We start from the raw sequence: 16,026 nt of genomic DNA, 5'->3' as shown, positions 1-16,026 counted from the left end.
CATCGAGAGAGAGGAGAGCCGAGGAACCTGCGACGCCGCACCGACACGGGCCCACCCAACATCGCACCGTCTCCACCTGTCGCGGCACGACGGGCGTACCCCTGCACCCGTCACCGGGCAACGCAACGCACCCCACCACCCCCGAAAGAGGTGTAAGCGACCCCATGTCCAGAAACGGCACCAGACGAGGCACCCCACCGACCGGTACGCCCGGTCCCCGCACCACCCACACGGCTTGGCGACCCGTTCACCGCCGGCTGCTCGCCGGCGCGCTCGCCGGGATGCTCCTCGCCGCCGCCCCGGCCCTCACCCCAGTGGCCAGCGCGGCCCCCGCTGTCGACGCGTCCGCGTCCGCCGCACGCGCGGCAGTGCTCGCCGGGCTCTCCGCCACGATGAGCGCCAGCAGCTACAGCCAGAACTACGTGGCGGCCAACGCCAACGACGGCAACGCCGACACCTACTGGGAGAGCGCGAACAACGCGTTCCCGCAGTGGATCCAGGCCGACCTGGGCGCCACCGTCAGCGTCGACCGGGTGGTGCTCAAGCTGCCGCCGTCGTCGGCCTGGCAGACCCGTACCCAGACGCTGTCCGTGCTCGGCTCCACAAACGGCTCGACCTTCACCACACTGAAGGCGTCCGGCAGCTACACCTTCGACCCGGGCACCGGCAACACCGCGACCGCCAGCTTCACCGCGGCCAGCACCCGCTACGTGCGGGTCCAGGTCACCGGCAACACCGGCTGGCCCGCCGCCCAGTTCTCCGAGGTCGAGGTGTACGGCGCCGCCGGCAGCCCCGACACCCAGGCGCCAAGCGTCCCCGGCAACCTCGCCTACACCCAGCCCGCAAGCGGCCAGATCCGGCTCACCTGGTCGGCGTCCACCGACAACGTGGCGGTGACCGGGTACGACATCTACGCGGGCGGCGCGCTGCGCGGCAGCGTCAGCGGCTCGACGCTCACCTACACCGACAGCCAGCCCGACAGCGCCACCGTCTCGTACTACGTGCGGGCCAGGGACGCGGCCGGCAACCAGTCGGCGAACAGCAACACCGTTACCCGGACGGGCACCGGCAACCCGGTCGGCACCAACCTGGCGGTCGGCAAACCGATCACCGCCTCCGGGTACGTCCACACGTTCGTGGCCACAAACGCCAACGACAACAACACGGCCACCTACTGGGAAGGCAACGGCAACCCGAGCACGCTCACCGTGCAACTCGGCGCGAACGCCAGCCTCAGCCAGGTCGTGTTGAAGCTCAACCCGGACTCGGCCTGGGGCACGCGTACCCAGAACATCACGGTCCTCGGCCGGGACCAGGGCTCGTCGACGTTCACCACGCTGGTGGGCGCCGCGAACTACACCTTCAACCCGGCCACCGGCAACACGGTGACCATCCCGGTGTCGGGCGCGGCTGCCGACGTACGGCTCTCGATCGCCTCCAACACCGGCGCGCCGGCCGGGCAGGTGGCCGAGTTCCAGGTCATCGGCACTCCCGCACCGAACCCGGATCTGACCGTCACCGGCATGTCGTTCAGCCCGTCCGCGCCTGTCGAGACGAGTGCGGTCACCCTGTCGGCAACCGTACGCAACGCGGGCTCGGCGGCCTCCGGCGCCACAAACGTCAACTTCTACCTCGGTGCGACCCGGGTCGGCACCGCGTCCGTCGCTGGCCTCGCGGCCGGCGCGTCGGCAACTGTCAGCGCGAACATCGGTACCCGTGACGCGGGCAGCTACCCGCTCAGCGCGAAGGTCGACGAGAGCAACACAGTCGTCGAGCAGGACGACACGAACAACAGCTACACCAACCCCAGCCCGCTCGTGGTCAGCGCGGTCGCCTCCTCCGACCTGGTCGCCACGGCGGTCGCCTGGTCACCGGGCAACCCGGCAGCCGGCAACACGGTCACCTTCTCGGTGTCGGTACGCAACGCCGGCAGCGTGGCGTCCGCCTCCGGGGCACACGGCATCACGCTCACGGTGCTCAACGAGGCCGGCACAGCGGTGCGGAACCTGACCGGCTCGTACTCCGGGGTGATCAACGCCGGGGCCACCGTCGGCCCTGTCAACCTGGGCACCTGGACCGCCGTGAACGGCAAGTACACGGTCCGGGTGGTACTCGCCGCCGACGGCAACGAACTGCCAGTCAAGCAGGGCAACAACACAAGTGACCGTCCGCTCTTCGTCGGGCGCGGCGCCAACATGCCGTACGACATGTACGAGGCCGAGGATGGCGTGGTCGGCGGCGGCGCGACGGTCGTCGGCCCGAACCGTACCGTCGGCGATCTGGCCGGTGAGGCGTCCGGCCGGCGCGCGGTGACCCTCAACTCGACAGGCAGCTACGTCGAGTGGACCACCAGGGCCAGCACCAACACCCTTGTCACCCGGTTCTCCATTCCGGACGCGCCGGGCGGCGGCGGGATCAACTCGACGCTCAACGTCTACGTCAACGGCACGTTCCACAAGGCCATCGACCTGACGTCCCGGTACGCCTGGCTCTACGGCAACGAGGCCAGCCCTGGCAACTCGCCGAGCGCGGGCAGCCCACGGCACATCTACGACGAAGCAAACGTCATGCTCAACTCGACTATCCCGGCCGGCAGCACGATCCGCCTCCAGAAGGATCCGGCCAACACCACCACGTACGCCATCGACTTCATCAACACCGAGCAGGTGGCACCGATCGCGAACCCGGACCCGGCGCGCTACACCACGCCGACCGGTTTCACCCACCAGGACGTCCAGAACGCCCTGGACCGGGTGCGGATGGACACCACAGGCAACCTGATCGGCGTGTACCTGCCGGCCGGCAACTACTCCACCTCGTCGAAGTTCCAGGTGTACGGCAAGGCGGTAAAGGTGACCGGCGCCGGCCCCTGGTACACCCGGTTCAACGCCCCGTCCGGGCAGGACAACACCGACATCGGGTTCCGGGCCGAGAACTCGGCGGCCGGATCGTCCTTCGCGAACTTCGCCTACTTCGGCAACTACACCTCGCGGATCGACGGCCCCGGCAAGGTCTTCGACTTCGCCAACGTGTCGAACATCGTGATCGACAACATCTGGAACGAGCACATGGTCTGCCTCTACTGGGGCGCCAACACCGACTACATGACGATCAAGAACTCCCGGATCCGGAACATGTTCGCCGACGGCATCAACATGACCAACGGGAGCACCAACAACCTGGTGAGCAACAACGACGCCCGAGCCACCGGCGACGACAGCTTCGCGCTGTTCTCGGCCATCGACGCGGGCGGCGCCGACATGCGGGACAACGTCTACGAGAACCTGACGTCGACGCTGACCTGGCGGGCCGCCGGTGTCGCCGTCTACGGCGGCTACGGCAACACGTTCCGCAACATCTACATCGCGGACACGCTCGTCTACTCCGGCATCACCATCAGCTCGCTCGACTTCGGCTACCCGATGAACGGCTTCGGCGCGAGCCCGCCCACCCGGTTCGAGAACATCTCGATCGTCAGGGCCGGTGGGCACTTCTGGGGCGCGCAGACCTTCCCGGCGATCTGGGTCTTCTCCGCCTCGAAGGTGTTCCAGGGCATCCGGGTCAGCGACGTGGACATCGTCGACCCGACCTACAGCGGCATCATGTTCCAGACGAACTACGTCGGCGGGCAGCCGCAGAACCCCATCACCGACACGGTCTTCACAAACGTGTCGATCAGCGGGGCGCGCAAGAGCGGTGACGCCTACGACGCGAAGTCCGGCTTCGCCATCTGGGCCAACCCGATGCCGGAGGCCGGGCAGGGTCCAGCCGTCGGGTCGGTCACCTTCAACAACCTGCGACTGAGCAACAACGCGGTGGACATCCAGAACCCGACCTCGACGTTCACCATCAACCGCAACTGATCCAGCCGGTCGCCCTCATCGGCGGCTGATCTCCCGGGCGGTGCGGCCACTCGACATGCGGTGGCCGCATCGCCCGGCTCGGCGTCAGTCCGCCGCTGCGCCGCGCCGCTGGTCCGGCGTCAGTCCGCCGGGGTGCCGTGCCGGCCGGCGCCGGCGGCGAACCGGGCCGCGCCGGCCGCCGCGTCGGTGGCAAGCGAATCCATCCCGTACGCCAACTCGGTCGCCAGCGCCTCCGACTCAGGCCGACCCGCGCCGGCCAGCACCGCCGCCCGGTCGTTGCGCAGGCAGGACTGCGGGTGCCTGGCGATCAGGGCAGCCAACTCCTCGGCCGCCGCCCGCGCCTGGCCCGGCGGCACCAACCGGTTGACCAACCCCATCGCGTACGCCTCGTCGGCCGGCACCGGACGTCCGGTGAGGATCAGGTCCAGGGCACGGCTCTCCCCGATCAGCCGGGGCAGCCGGACCGTGCCACCGTCGATCAACGGCACTCCCCAACGGCGGCAGAACACCCCGAGCGTGGCGTCGGACTCGGCGACCCGCAGGTCACACCAGAGCGCCAACTCCAACCCGCCGGCCACCGCGTACCCGGAGATCGCCGCGATCACCGGCTTGCCCAGCACCATCCGGGTAGGGCCCATCGGACCGTCGCCCTCCGGCTCGACCCGGTTGCCGCTCGGCGTACCGATCGCCTTGAGGTCGGCACCGGCGCAGAACGTGCCGCCCGCTCCCCAGAGCACGGCGACCGCCGCGTCCGGGTCGGCGTCGAAGGCGCGGAAGGCGTCAGCGAGAGCCCGTGCGGTCGGCCCGTCCACAGCGTTTCGCGCCTCCGGCCGGTCCAGCACCACAGTCGTAACCGGCCCCGAACGCTCGACAACCACACCCATAAACCCAGCATGCCCACCCCGTCCGCAAGGCACCCACCCCCACCCACGCTGATCTTGCAGTTCCGGTCGCCCAAATGCCCGAGGTGTACGTGATGTCGGGGCAGCAACTGCAAGACCGACGAGGACTGGGTGGCAGGGGTGGGGGATTGCCGCTGTTGGGCGGTTTGCGACCGCGTTCGCTGGGAAGTCGGTACGGGTGCGAGCACTTCTGACGAAAGTTGAGCAGGCAGCCGGCTTGGACCGGACGGGTGACCGGTTGCAGCGGGTGGTCCTGAGCACGCTGCGTCCGCGGCGGCTGCGGGACCTGCTGCACGGTGTGCCGTTGGGGCATCCACTGCACCCGGCGATGGTGCAGGTGCCGGTAGGTGCGTGGATCAGTTCCGCAGTGCTGGACCTGATGCCGGGCCAGCGCCGGCCGGCCACCGTGCTCGTCGGCTTGGGCACCGTGAGCGCGTTGCCCGCGGCGGTCGCCGGGCTGAACGACTGGGCAGCGCTCTCCCGGGACCAGCGTCGGGTGGGCCTGGTGCACGCCGCCGCGAACACTGTCGGCGTCGGCCTCTACGCCGGCTCACTGGCGGCGCGCCTCGCCGGGCGGCACGGCGTGGGCAGGGCCCTCGGCTTCCTCGGGCTCTCGGCCGTGAGCCTCGGCGCCTACATCGGCGGCCACCTCGCGTACAAGCAGGGAGCCCAGGTCAACCAGAGCATCTCCGAGCTGCACCGGATGAGCGACGGCTGGCACTCGCTGGTCGACATGGCCACGCTGCCGCAGCGCACGCTGGTCACCCGCGACGTCGACGACGTCTCGGTGATCCTCTACCGCCACGGCGACGAGGTCACAGTGATGCTGGAGCGCTGCCCGCACCAGAGCGGGCCGCTCGGCGAGGGCGAGGTGCAGGAGATCGACGGCCACGCCTGCGTGGTCTGCCCGTGGCACGGCAGCGCGTTCCGGCTCAACGGAGGCGAGGTAGTGCAGGGACCCTCCGGCAGTGACCAGCAGATCCTGCCCACCCGCGTCCAGAACGGCGTGCTCCAGACCCGCCTGCCCTGACCCGACCCGGCCTGGCCCCTGGCTGGCTTGCCTGGCCCTGCCGGCCCTTGCACCGCCTGGCCCTTGCACGGCCGGCTTGGCTGGCCTTGCCCTGCCCGACGCTGGCGCTTTGCGCCGGGGCGGCGGTGTTGTCGATGGCCATGATGTCTGTGAGACATGAGTATGTCTCAGAGACATCACGCTCTCCAGACACCTGGCCCCGGGACCCCTCGGCGGGCGGTCTGCACCGTCGCCGGCTTCAGCGTTCGATCAGCTGCGTCGGTGCCGACGGGTCGACGATCCGTTCAGCTGCGTCGGTGGCGGCCGACCGATGGTCCGTCCGGTACGGAGTCCAGGTCGTGCCCGGTGGCGAACAGTTCGCCTCTGGCACTGTCGCCAGCCCAACCGTCGTCACCATTCCAACTCGGCGCACCGGTGGGCGGCGTGCCGCGGCCGGCAGGTGCCGTGCTGCCGGTTGGTGCGATCCCGCCGCCATTCGGCACCGCGCCGCCGCCGCGAGCTACCCCGCCGCCATCGCGGGATACGGCACGGCCGTCGCGTGCTACCGCGCTATCGCGCGACACTGCACGGCCGCTGCGAGCCCTCGCGCTGCCGTCGCGGGACGCTGAACTGCCGTCGCGGGCTGCCGCGCCGCTGCCGATCGCTGTGCGGTTGTAGCGCGTTGCTGGTGCTTTGGCGCGGGGTGTGCGGGAGGACGTGGCCAACCGGGGAGTCGCCCCGGCGGTGGCCGGGCGGCGCCGCAGTCCGAGCACCGCACCGATCTGGGCTCCGACGATGCTCGCGACGGCCAACACGGCGGACACCGCCAGCGGTCGGTTGACCCCGTCGGTGTCACCGGCCCGGGCTGCGCCGACCGTCATCGTGGGTGCCTGGCCTGCCGGCTCCGTACCGCTGCGGGGTGTCGTCTCCGTCCGCTCCGGTGCCGGCTGCTCCGGTGCCGCCTGCTCCGGTGTGGTCTGTTCGGGGGCCGGTCGCGGTGCCGGCGGCTTGGGGGCGGCGGGCGGGCCCACGAGTTTTCCGGTGGCGTGTCGCCGTGTGCCCTGGTCGGCGGCCTCGCTGGGAAGCCGGAGCAGTTGGCCGGGACGGATGCGATCCGGGTCGTCGATCTTGTTCAGCTTGGCGAGCTGCCGGTAGTCGCCGAAGTCGTCCAGGTAACGCTCGGCCACCGTGCCGAGGTAGTCGCCCCGTGCCACCCGGTACATCGGCGCAGCTTCGTCGCCCGCGACGGAGTCACCGGGGGCGGTGAACCCGGTCCGGGTCAGCGGGACCGCCGTGTCGTGGGTCGCGCTCGGACGGTTCGGCGGGGAGAGGGTGGCGGCGGCCGCTGCGTCCGGACTCGCGTAGGCCGGGGTGCCGTAAACGGCTGCGGCGCTGGCGGCGGCCGGGCTGGCCGCAAGGATCAGCGCGACCGAGCCCACAAGCGCGGCGGCGGCCTTCTGTTGGCGGCTCATTCCGGGCAGCTTCGGCGCTGGCCGGCGCAGGGTCTGCGCGCCAAGCTCGACCAGGACGGAGAAGGTGAACGTGGCCCAGCCGAACCAGCCGGCCAGCGCCAACGCCCGCAGGAAGAGCTGACCGTCGTCCCGGCTGGTCAGCGCCGTGCCCACCTCGGCGAAGGTGGGTAGGTGATCGGGCAGGGGATTGCCGGCGAAGGCGAGCAGCGCGATCGGCGCGCCGACCACCAGGGCGCAGAGCACGACAAGCGCGCCGAAGCCGGTGAGGATACGTCCGGTCCGGCGTACCGCGGACTGATCCGATGCGGACATGGCTGCCTTCCCTTCCTACGGGTCTGCGGTGATGGCCCGCGCGGTGGCCTCGCCGGTGACGGTGACCCGGTCGGCGAAGCCGAACAGCCCGAGCATCGAGCGGCGGTAGGTGATCGTGACGCGTACCTGGACGACGGTCTCCCCGGCGATGCGCGGGAAGCTCACGGTGTGGCCGTTGGTGCCTGCGGCGGACAGGTAGTTGGCGACCGCGACGCGTGCCTGTGGTTCGTTGATCCGCTTCGGCCCGCCTTCGATCGCTGTTGCCCGGTCGATGGCCTGCCCGCCCGCGCGTGCCGCCTCGGCGGCCAGGTTGTCAGCGCGTTGCAGAGTGCGTAGTTGCCCGGCGCCGTCGAAGGAGAGCCCGATGATGGCCAGTACGCCGATCATCGCCACCGCCAGGAAGATGCTGACCCGGCCGTGGTCGTCGGTCAGCGGACGTACAGCTGTCGGGGTGCTCATCGCCGGCTCCGGTAGCGGTCCAGGGGTGAGGTGAAGCTCGCCACGATGCGGTTGTCGGTAGGCATGCCGGGCAGCGCGGCGAGCCGCAGGTCCCGGAAGGACACCCGGCAGGCGACCCGGACGGTGACAGTGGCGTCCTGCCCGACGGGGCTGCGGAAGGCGTCGTCGAAGCTGCTGGCCCGGCCCTGCACCGAGCCGGTGAACGTCAGCGTGGGGGCGTCGGTGCAGGCCAGCCCTCGCCAATCAAGCTGCTTGCTGACGGCATCACGCGCCTGGGCGCGGGCGGTGCCGGCGTCCCGGGAGATCGAGGCGGCGCGGGCGGCGTCGTGCGCGGCGGCGTCGATCGCCTCGGCGGCCACCGCGCTGCGCCCGGCCACACCGGCCAGCACCATGAGCGCGATGAACGCGGGCGCGAGCACCGCCACCTCGATGGAGACCGAGCCGCGCTCGGCGGGACGGTTCACGGCTGGGTCACCCGCTCCGCCGTCCCGTGGGCGGTCTGCTGCACCGCGAAGTCCACGCCGGGCACCACCGACAGGGACCGGCCGCGCACCGTGCAGGTCACCTCGACCTCGGTGGTGACGCAGCTCGGGCCGTTCTTGTCCCAGCCCACCAGCCAGCCGCCGGTGGCGGTCAGGAACCGTGTGGCGCTGGCGGCCCCGGCGCCCTCGGGCGCCTGATACAGCCGCTCGGCGTTGACCCCGCTCTGCGCGGCGTTCAACGCCGTGGAGCGGGCCAGGAAGACGGCCGAGACCTGGATCGACGCGAACAACAGCAGCAGGATCAGCGGCATCACCACTGCCAACTCCACAGGGTTGGCACCCCGCTCCCGGTCACCGGCCACGAGCCGACGCCGGGCGGTCGACACCGCCCGGCGCCAGCACGGGTACGCGGCTCCGCGCATGTTTGCTACTTCGGGTTCGTGTGGGTCGGAATGTTCGTCATCCAGTCGTTGGCTTTGCTCAGGGCCAGTCCGGTGACGATTGTCGCCACGAAGACCAGACCGAAGATGATCACAGCGGTCGGGACCGGGCTGTCGCCGCGCTCGCCGTCGCGGCGCACCTCGGCGAGGCGCGTCGTCAGCACGACGTGCAGGTAGCTGATGAGGGACATGGCGTACTCCTTCTCGGGGTGTGGTCAGACTCGGGCGAGGAACGGATAGACGACGAAGCCGAGCAGCACGAAGACGAGCAGTGCGCCCGGGATGTCGAGTCGGCTGGTCACGCCCTCGGCGCGGGCGAGGTTGTCGGTGCGGATCTGGTCGCGCAACGAGTCGGCCCGGCTGCGCAGGGTCTCGTGCACCTGCGCGCCCTCGCTGCCGGAGGACCGCATGATGGCGCCGACGTCCCCCAGCTCCGGAATGCCGATCTTGTCGGCGAGGTCGCGCAGTTCGTCCCAGGGCGCGTGCATCTGCATCTGGGCGATCCGCAGGGCCTCCTGGAGTCTGTCGAAGACCCAGCCGTCGCAGACCGCGGCGGCCCTTTCCAACGACTGCACAGGCCCGTGCGCGGCGGACAGTTGCAACGCCACCAGGTCCAGGTAGGTGCAGACGGCCTGACGGAACTCGTCCCGGGCGGCATCCGCTTTGCTCAGCACCGACCGGTGCGCCAGCAGCCCGGCGACCAGCGCCATGCCGAGGCTGCCGAGCACCGGTATGACCAGGGGAAACGAGATGCCGAGTACGAACAGCGCGACGCCGAGCAGGGTCGGCGTGGCCAGCCCGATCAGCGCGGAGAGCAGCACCGACAGCGCGTACTGCTCGGAGGTCTGCCCGATCAGGGCGAGCTGTCGGTGCGGCGGTCGCAGCCAGCGGGCCAGCCCGGTCAACCAGTCCGGTTGCCGGGACGTGGGAGCGGCGACCCGGCCGAGGCTGGGCGGCTGGTGCAACCTGCGCAGCGCCGGCCCGAGCGCCGGGGTCGCCGGCACCAGTTCCCGGATCACAAGGAACAGGCCCAACCCGATGGTGGCCCCACCGCACACGGCGATGGCGAGGTGCCAGTTGACGACGATCATCGGCGCTCACCTCCGCCGCGCGGGCCCGTGCTGCTCGCGTTCACGCCACCACCTCCTGCGGGTCCGGCGCCGGCAGGAACCGGGCCGGGCGCTGCGGCTGGCTCATCGAACGGACCCAGGCCAGCAGACCGATGAAGGCCGCGCCGAGGGCTGCCATCACCACCTGGCCGGTCGTCGTGCCGTACGGCTTGATGTACTCGGTGTTGATCAGCCCGTACGCCAGGGTCGCCAGGGTCATGCCGGTGAGGAAGCGGACCGCGAACCGGGGCTGGGTGCGCTTGGCCTCGATCTCCCGGCGGGTGGCGACCTCCGCCGCAGCCGCGCCGGCGATCGAGCCGAGCACGTCACCGAGCCGCTCACCTCTGTCGCTCAGGTGCAGGATCAAGGCCGCCACCACCTGGTCGCAGACCGGGTCGCCGATCTCGTCGGCGAAGGCCAGCAACGCGGTACGCGCCGTCCAGCCGGCCTGCAACCGGGCGGCGAGCAGCCGTACCTCGTCCTCGATGCCCGGTGGCACGCTGCCGATCGTGCCGATGATCGACTGCTGGAGGCCCTGCCCGATGCCGGAGACGTCCTTGAGGCGGCGGGTCCACTCGCCGACCGCCTCGATCCGGGCGATGGCGCGTTGCTCGGCCTTGCCCACCGCGAACAGCCACGGCGTGCCGGGTACCGCCACCGCCACCAGCAGACCCACCACCGGCAGCCCGGTCAGCAGGAAGGCAAGCGCGCCGGCCACCACTGCGGCGAGCAGCAATGCCTGATGGGCGCGCTGCTCGGCGGGGTTGGGGCTGGATCCGCGCCACAATCGACCAAGGCCGGGGCCCGCGCCGGGACCGGGGCCGGCGGGCCGGCGGGTGCCCACAAGCGCGACAACGGCCAGCAGCAGTCCGGCGACACAGGCGGCCCCGGAGACCACGGCGATCAACTCCAGGCTGTTTCCCATCACGTCACCGCCGTGCCAGTCGGGTCTGTCGGGGGCGGCGCCACGCTCCGGTGCCGGCCTCGATCCACCTGGTCAGCAGCCGTGCGTCGTAGCCCACCCGCAGCAACTGGTCGCGGACCCGCTCGGGCAGGTGCCGGGGGACCGCGCGGCCGTCCGGGCCCGGCCCGAACACTGTTGTGGTGGTGATCCGTCCGGCCTCACCGGCCCCGATCACCTCCTCCACGTGGGAGACGAACCGGTGCTTGCGTCCACCGATCGCGGTCTCGTCCTCGACGGTGACGTAGACGATCAGGTCGAGGGCGTTGCCGGCCATCCGCCGGGCCTGGTCGACTGTCATCTCGCGGCCGTGGGCCAGCGCCAGCTCGACGATCCGCTCACCGACCCCGGAGGCCGTACGGGCGTGGATCGTGCACATCGAACCCCGGCTGGTGGTCATCGCCTGGAGCATCGGCACGATCTCCCGGGAGCGCACCTCGCCCACGATGATCCGCAGTACGCCCATCCGCAGCGACAGCGGGATCAGGTCGGCGATCGTCACCTCGCCCGCCGGCCGGCCGTCGAAGCCGCGCTCGCCGTGCCCCTCACGGGCTTCGAAGCTCATCACCGCCCGGTGTCGCTCCCGGCGTCGGGCCGGCAACAGCTCCCGGCTCTCCTCCAGCAGCACGTACGGCTCGTCGGGCGGGATCTCGTTCATCAACGCCCGGATGATCGTGGTCTTTCCGGCACCGGCCAACCCGGCCACCATGATGTTCAGCCCGGCGCGCATCGCCGCACGGAGGAAGTCGCGCAGCAGCGGATCGATCATCTCGTCCAGGTCGCCCCGGGCGCCGGCCACGTCGTCCAGGCTCACGTCGAGCGTGTTGTGCTTGCGGATCACCGCGTACGGGCGGTGGCTGACCAGGAACACCGCGGCCAGCCGGCTGCCGTCGGGCAGTTGCAGGTCGAGTGTCGGTTTCACAGTGGACAGTGACCGTTCGGTCGCGCCGGCTCGCCGGGCCGCCGCCTGGAGGATCTCCACCAGTTCGGCGTCGCTGTCGGCGATCGGCTCGGCCCAGTCCACCCCACCGCCGTGCCTGGTGATGCGCACCTGGTCGCAACCGAGGATGTGTACCTCCTCGATGGTGTCGTCGACAAGGAGGGTCTGTAGCCGACCCAGCCCGACCAGCTCGGCCGTCACCTGATCGAGCAGCAGGCGCTCCTCGCCGGCGGCCATCGGCGTACCGGCCCGGCGGACCGCGTCGGCGTACTCGGCGACCACCGCGACGGCCAGCCGCGCCCGTTCGGTGTCCTCCTCGTCGACTGTGAACTCCCGGCCGCGCTGCCACAGGGTGAGGCGTTCGGTCAGTTCGCGGCGCAGCTCCCGTACCACCTGGAAATCCGTCCGCGGCCGGGGTTGCTCCGGCGGCGCGGTGACGGCGGGGACCGGAGTCGGCATCGGCGGGTGGTGCCGGCCGTTCGGCGTGGGCAGCGGCGGTGCCGTGGACGTCGCACCCGGCGGCTGCTGGCGCGGGTCGGCGGAGACCGGCTCAAACCGCATCGGGCACCACCTGCTGTACCGGCCAGGCCAGTCGCGCCCGCCGTCGTTCCAGCAGCGCGCCGACCGGCACCTCCAACCCGGCGGCCGCGCGCAGCAGCGGCCGTCCGGACCGCACCGTGCCACCAAGGGCCAGCACCTGCGCGGTACGCGGATCGTGCGGCAGTCGGGCGATGACCGGCAGTTTCAACGCGCGGCTGATCTCGGTACGTCCGTGCCCGTCGCCGACCAGCAGCAGCCGTAGCGTGCCCGGCGGCACCCGGTGGTCGGCGAAGTCCCGTTCGAGGGCGGTGGCCACGGCCCGCGTTCCGGACAGGTCCGGCAGGTGGGCGCGGGTCACGAGCAGCACCACCGAGGCGGCCCGCAGCAGTGGCAACGGTGGGCCGGTGACATGCAGGCGACCGCAGTCGACGAGCACGTCGTAGCCGGGGTTGCCGCGGTCCAGGGCGGTGAAGTAGTCCGCGAAGCGCTGCCAGAGCGGTGTGACACTGCCGGCCTGGGCCGGGTCGACAATGCCGGGCAACAGCAGCCGTTCCCGGCGGGGCGCGTCCAGGTCGACAAGCTGCGACCAGAACGCCGTCTCCAGGTTGCCGTCCCGCAGCTCCCCGACGGCCAGTTCGCCGATCCCGCGCGGCCCGTCCAACTGGCCGCCGAGGTATCCGGCGAGGATCGATCCGCCGGCCGGGTCGCATTCGGCGAGGACCAGTCGGCGGTGCCAGGCCAGCGCGCAGGCCAGCGCCGAGGTGGTCACCCCGGGCGAACCCTTCGCGGACACCAGCGCGATGATCGCCATCCTCAGGCCGCCTCGGTGAGCACGACGGCGAGCCGCTCCTGGGCAGCCAGCGCCACCACCGCGGGTACGTCCCGGACGGGAAGCGCCAGGTACAGCACTCTCTCGTTGTCCGTCGGGCTGATCATGTCGATCACGGTGGCTGCGAACCGGGTGCCCGTGGCGGTCGCCCCGGTGGCGTTGTCGTCCGGCGTGCTGACCAGCAGGACCTTGTCGCCGGGGTGCAGTTCACGCGCCGGCACCTGAGCGGGCTTCAGGCCCAGCGCGATCTGCTGCTGACCCGGACCGAGCAGCGGGGCGTCGGTGACCTGCCCGAGGGTGAGCAGGGTGCCGGGCAGCAGGGCCACGGCGGCCCGCTTGCCGACCACCTCGTCCAGCCGGGCGGCGGGCACCGGGTCCAGCCCCTGCCCGCCGGCGACCTGGACGGTGATCAGGTCGTCGGCGCTGATCTCCCGCCCCACCTCCACCGGCCGAGCCACCGCGAGGTAACTGCCCGTTGCCCGGACCGAGGTGACCGCGAACGCGGCGCCCAGACCACCCAGGGCGATCAGGAGTACGGCCAGGCCGAGCAGCCCGGGGCGAACCCGGCGCTGCCGTACCACCTTCGGCGGGCTGACCGGCGCGTCCACCTGCCCGGCCCCGTTACGCGTCGCCAGACTCACCGGTCATGCTCCGTTCGCTCGCTTGTCACCTGGTCACCACCTGGAGCTCGTTGATCTGGACCGGCACGGTGCCACTGGTCCGGGTCTGGGCGATCGGTTCGCCCTCGACGCCGCTACCGGTCCACCAGCGCACCGTCCAGAACGTTGTGGCACCCACCTGGTACGTGTCGGCCTTCGGGTAGCCGTTGCGGTAGCCGCAGTCCGGGGAGGGTCGGCCTGCGTGCTTGCCCTTCGCGTCGTACGGGGTGCCGGGGCCGGTGCAGGTGACCTTGTCGCCGTTGCCCATGTCCCAGACGATGCGGTCGACCTTCGCCTCGATGGTGACTGTCAACCCCCTGTCGGACGCGGACGCGCGTAGCGGCCCGAAGTAGCTTTCGCTCGGGGTGGCCCACATCCAGACCGGGAGGCCGACCAGGCCGGGCCCGATGTCCTTGCGGGGTGCCACCCGCAGCCGCGCGGGCAGCAGCTTGATCGACGCGAGTGCCCTGCGGGCCAACTCCTCCGGGTCGGGTGGTGCGCCGAACCCGGGGGGCGGGGTGCTGCGCAGCACCACGTTCTGGGCACCGAGGTCGCCGCCGTTGCAGGTCTCGACGTACCACTGCTGACCTTCGGGCGCCTCGTTCTGCGGCTGGGCGAGCTTGTAGTAGCAGCCGCTGCCGTTGTCGAACCAGCCGAGCGTCTCGTGGTAGCAGGGGATGGTCCGGCCCGCCCACTGGCAGACACCTCCGCCTCCGCCGCCGCCGGAGTCCCCGCCGCCGTTGTCGCCGCCGCCACCGGGACCGCCGGGGGTGCCGGGCTCGTCGTCCCAGACGTTGCAGTCGGGCTGGCCGGGTGGGCACTCCACGCCGGGGTCGGCGCGCCGGGCGGCGGCAGCCGGCAGGGTCGTGCCGACCACCAGCAGCAGCGCAAGGCCGACGCCGGCGAGCATCCGACCGACCGGGGTGCCCTTTCCTCCCCGGGTCAGCACGGCTGGTCCTGGTGTGCGGCGCCGGAGTTGATCAGCCATCGGCCGTCCGGGTAGCGGGTGGCAGTGGCGGTGGCCAGGTGCCTGCCGCCGCCGCTGCCGGGGACGACCCGTCGGTCCTTGGCGTAGACCAGTCGGTAGCCGGTCGCGTCCAGGCAGTCCTGGATCTCCACGGTGGCCGGCTTCGAGTCCAGGCTGACCGAGGTGACGGTCGGGTCGGATTTCAACGTCCCGGTACGCATCGCGCCGTGCTCCTTGGCCTGGAGAATGGACATTTGGACCCGGGTCAGTAGTGGATCAGCGAGAAAGCGGGACAGTTCCGGCGCATGTGGATCGCTGCGCCCACTCGCCGCGCGTGAAGCCGCGAGATAGCCGGCATATGCGTCGAGCGCCGCCTTTTCCGCAGCGAGTCGATCGGCGCCCGAATCTGCTTGTCGGTCCGCGCCTCGTGGCACCGTCGGCCGTTCGACGGTCTCCCGTTCGCTGCCACAGGCGGCGGTCGGCACCGCTGCGGCGGCCACTAGCAGGCAGATTGCCGCTCTTCTGAGCTGCCGTCCGCGCACCGTCGAGCCCTCCTCGTGATCGCCCTGCGGCGAGGGGGTCACCGCCGCAGGGCATGCGGGAGCGCGCCCGGATGAGCCCATCCGAAGCCGTTCATTGCGCTTCCACATTCACCGTTACGGATCTTTACAAATGCAATGTCCCGTGCTGTTCGGTCGATGGAGTGAGGCTTGCGTCACACTCAAGGGGCGAGCATAAGCTGACGTCCGCTGATGCAACAGAGGCAATTCAAGTGAACACGCTGCGTGATGATGGGTGGTGGTGGCGGGTGTCCGTGCTGCGCTGCGGGCAACGGTCGGCAGGAGGTCGGGCCGCGCTCGGGCCTTGCCGGGTCGGAGTCGTCTGCCGGACGATCTCCGGTGGGCTCGGGAGTGGGACATCGCGCCCTCATCCCGGCATCCCGACGGGGTTGGGGGTCGATCGGCGAGGGGGTCGGTCCGGCTCGGTGGCCGGCGTCGACCCGGTCCACGGTGTCGTCGGCCGCCCGAAGTTCAAGGTCGCTTTCCGCGCCATCCGCTACACCAGAGCGATCGTTGCGTCAC

Annotated in this window: 14 protein-coding genes and 1 pseudogene; 2 read left to right on the top strand and 13 right to left on the bottom strand. The window is 71.1% G+C overall.

Translation table 11 applies throughout. The annotated features are described in order from the left end of the window. Nucleotides 1–164: 164 nt before the first annotated feature. Entirely contained in the window at nt 165–3,863 is a 3,699-nt protein-coding gene (locus ACPXB1_RS06280; RefSeq protein WP_425734913.1) for a discoidin domain-containing protein, read from the top strand. Nucleotides 3,864–3,982: 119 nt separating this feature from the next. Here ACPXB1_RS06280 and ACPXB1_RS06275 read toward each other — a convergent pair whose 3' ends face one another. Beyond that, nucleotides 3,983–4,747, bottom strand: coding sequence for a crotonase/enoyl-CoA hydratase family protein (locus tag ACPXB1_RS06275; protein WP_355587854.1), 765 nt, complete (start codon nt 4,745–4,747; stop codon nt 3,983–3,985). 196 nt (nt 4,748–4,943) lie between these two features. Here ACPXB1_RS06275 and ACPXB1_RS06270 point away from each other — a divergent pair, with 196 nt between their 5' ends. Next, nucleotides 4,944–5,795, top strand: a complete 852-nt coding sequence (locus ACPXB1_RS06270; protein ID WP_355587856.1) for a Rieske 2Fe-2S domain-containing protein — start codon at nt 4,944–4,946, stop codon at nt 5,793–5,795. Between the two features lie 647 nt (nt 5,796–6,442). Here ACPXB1_RS06270 and ACPXB1_RS06265 read toward each other — a convergent pair. From ACPXB1_RS06265 to ACPXB1_RS06210, 12 genes and pseudogenes are all read right to left on the bottom strand, one after another. Further along, nucleotides 6,443–7,558 (bottom strand): annotated as a pseudogene (locus ACPXB1_RS06265) (LysM peptidoglycan-binding domain-containing protein); the annotation flags it as partial. A gap of 15 nt (nt 7,559–7,573) precedes the next feature. Then, complete coding sequence (locus tag ACPXB1_RS06260) at nt 7,574–8,017, bottom strand: pilus assembly protein TadG-related protein (protein ID WP_355587858.1); 444 nt, start codon at nt 8,015–8,017, stop codon at nt 7,574–7,576. Continuing rightward, on the bottom strand, nt 8,014–8,481 hold the full coding sequence (locus ACPXB1_RS06255; protein ID WP_425734912.1) for a TadE/TadG family type IV pilus assembly protein: 468 nt from the start codon (nt 8,479–8,481) through the stop codon (nt 8,014–8,016). The genes ACPXB1_RS06260 and ACPXB1_RS06255 overlap by 4 nt, the downstream gene beginning before the upstream one ends. Beyond that, entirely contained in the window at nt 8,478–8,921 is a 444-nt protein-coding gene (locus ACPXB1_RS06250; protein WP_355587862.1) for a TadE/TadG family type IV pilus assembly protein, read from the bottom strand. The genes ACPXB1_RS06255 and ACPXB1_RS06250 overlap by 4 nt, the downstream gene beginning before the upstream one ends. A 5-nt stretch (nt 8,922–8,926) precedes the next feature. Further along, nucleotides 8,927–9,130: a hypothetical protein gene (locus ACPXB1_RS06245; protein ID WP_053652060.1), complete on the bottom strand. Its 204-nt coding sequence runs from the start codon at nt 9,128–9,130 to the stop codon at nt 8,927–8,929. Nucleotides 9,131–9,154: 24 nt separating this feature from the next. Then, nucleotides 9,155–10,030, bottom strand: coding sequence for a type II secretion system F family protein (locus ACPXB1_RS06240; protein ID WP_053652062.1), 876 nt, complete (start codon nt 10,028–10,030; stop codon nt 9,155–9,157). Nucleotides 10,031–10,070: 40 nt separating this feature from the next. Continuing rightward, on the bottom strand, nt 10,071–10,973 hold the full coding sequence (locus ACPXB1_RS06235; protein WP_053652354.1) for a type II secretion system F family protein: 903 nt from the start codon (nt 10,971–10,973) through the stop codon (nt 10,071–10,073). A 4-nt stretch (nt 10,974–10,977) separates the two neighbouring features. Next, a complete protein-coding gene (locus tag ACPXB1_RS06230; RefSeq protein WP_355627388.1) occupies nt 10,978–12,510 on the bottom strand; it encodes a CpaF family protein in 1,533 nt (510 codons plus the stop codon). Next, nucleotides 12,500–13,300: a ParA family protein gene (locus tag ACPXB1_RS06225; protein WP_355627391.1), complete on the bottom strand. Its 801-nt coding sequence runs from the start codon at nt 13,298–13,300 to the stop codon at nt 12,500–12,502. Before ACPXB1_RS06225 ends, ACPXB1_RS06230 begins: the two co-directional genes overlap by 11 nt. A 2-nt stretch (nt 13,301–13,302) precedes the next feature. Further along, nucleotides 13,303–13,959 carry an SAF domain-containing protein gene (locus ACPXB1_RS06220; protein WP_355627394.1) on the bottom strand — a complete coding sequence of 219 codons (657 nt, stop codon included), beginning with the start codon at nt 13,957–13,959 and terminating at the stop codon, nt 13,303–13,305. A 25-nt stretch (nt 13,960–13,984) separates the two neighbouring features. Next, on the bottom strand, nt 13,985–14,926 hold the full coding sequence (locus ACPXB1_RS06215; protein WP_425734911.1) for a hypothetical protein: 942 nt from the start codon (nt 14,924–14,926) through the stop codon (nt 13,985–13,987). Then, on the bottom strand, nt 14,920–15,486 hold the full coding sequence (locus tag ACPXB1_RS06210) for a hypothetical protein (RefSeq protein ID WP_425735021.1): 567 nt from the start codon (nt 15,484–15,486) through the stop codon (nt 14,920–14,922). Before ACPXB1_RS06210 ends, ACPXB1_RS06215 begins: the two co-directional genes overlap by 7 nt. Nucleotides 15,487–16,026 lie beyond the last annotated feature (540 nt).

It is taken from the genome of Micromonospora sp. DT68, assembly GCF_049847245.1.
Taxonomy (GTDB): Bacteria; Actinomycetota; Actinomycetes; order Mycobacteriales; family Micromonosporaceae; genus Micromonospora; species Micromonospora profundi.
Note: the sequence above shows the minus strand (reverse complement) of the source record. Positions and strands in the feature narration are given on the sequence as shown.

Bases quoted from the DNA above. Each gene is read 5' to 3' on its own strand.
- ACPXB1_RS06250 (WP_355587862.1), bottom strand. From the start codon at position 8,921: ATGCGCGGAGCCGCGTACCCGTGCTGGCGCCGGGCGGTGTCGACCGCC.
- ACPXB1_RS06275 (WP_355587854.1), bottom strand. From the start codon at position 4,747: ATGGGTGTGGTTGTCGAGCGTTCGGGGCCGGTTACGACTGTGGTGCTG.
- ACPXB1_RS06260 (WP_355587858.1), bottom strand. From the start codon at position 8,017: ATGAGCACCCCGACAGCTGTACGTCCGCTGACCGACGACCACGGCCGG.
- ACPXB1_RS06280 (WP_425734913.1), top strand. From the start codon at position 165: ATGTCCAGAAACGGCACCAGACGAGGCACCCCACCGACCGGTACGCCC.
- ACPXB1_RS06240 (WP_053652062.1), bottom strand. From the start codon at position 10,030: ATGATCGTCGTCAACTGGCACCTCGCCATCGCCGTGTGCGGTGGGGCC.
- ACPXB1_RS06230 (WP_355627388.1), bottom strand. From the start codon at position 12,510: ATGCGGTTTGAGCCGGTCTCCGCCGACCCGCGCCAGCAGCCGCCGGGT.
- ACPXB1_RS06225 (WP_355627391.1), bottom strand. From the start codon at position 13,300: ATGGCGATCATCGCGCTGGTGTCCGCGAAGGGTTCGCCCGGGGTGACC.
- ACPXB1_RS06245 (WP_053652060.1), bottom strand. From the start codon at position 9,130: ATGTCCCTCATCAGCTACCTGCACGTCGTGCTGACGACGCGCCTCGCC.
- ACPXB1_RS06235 (WP_053652354.1), bottom strand. From the start codon at position 10,973: ATGGGAAACAGCCTGGAGTTGATCGCCGTGGTCTCCGGGGCCGCCTGT.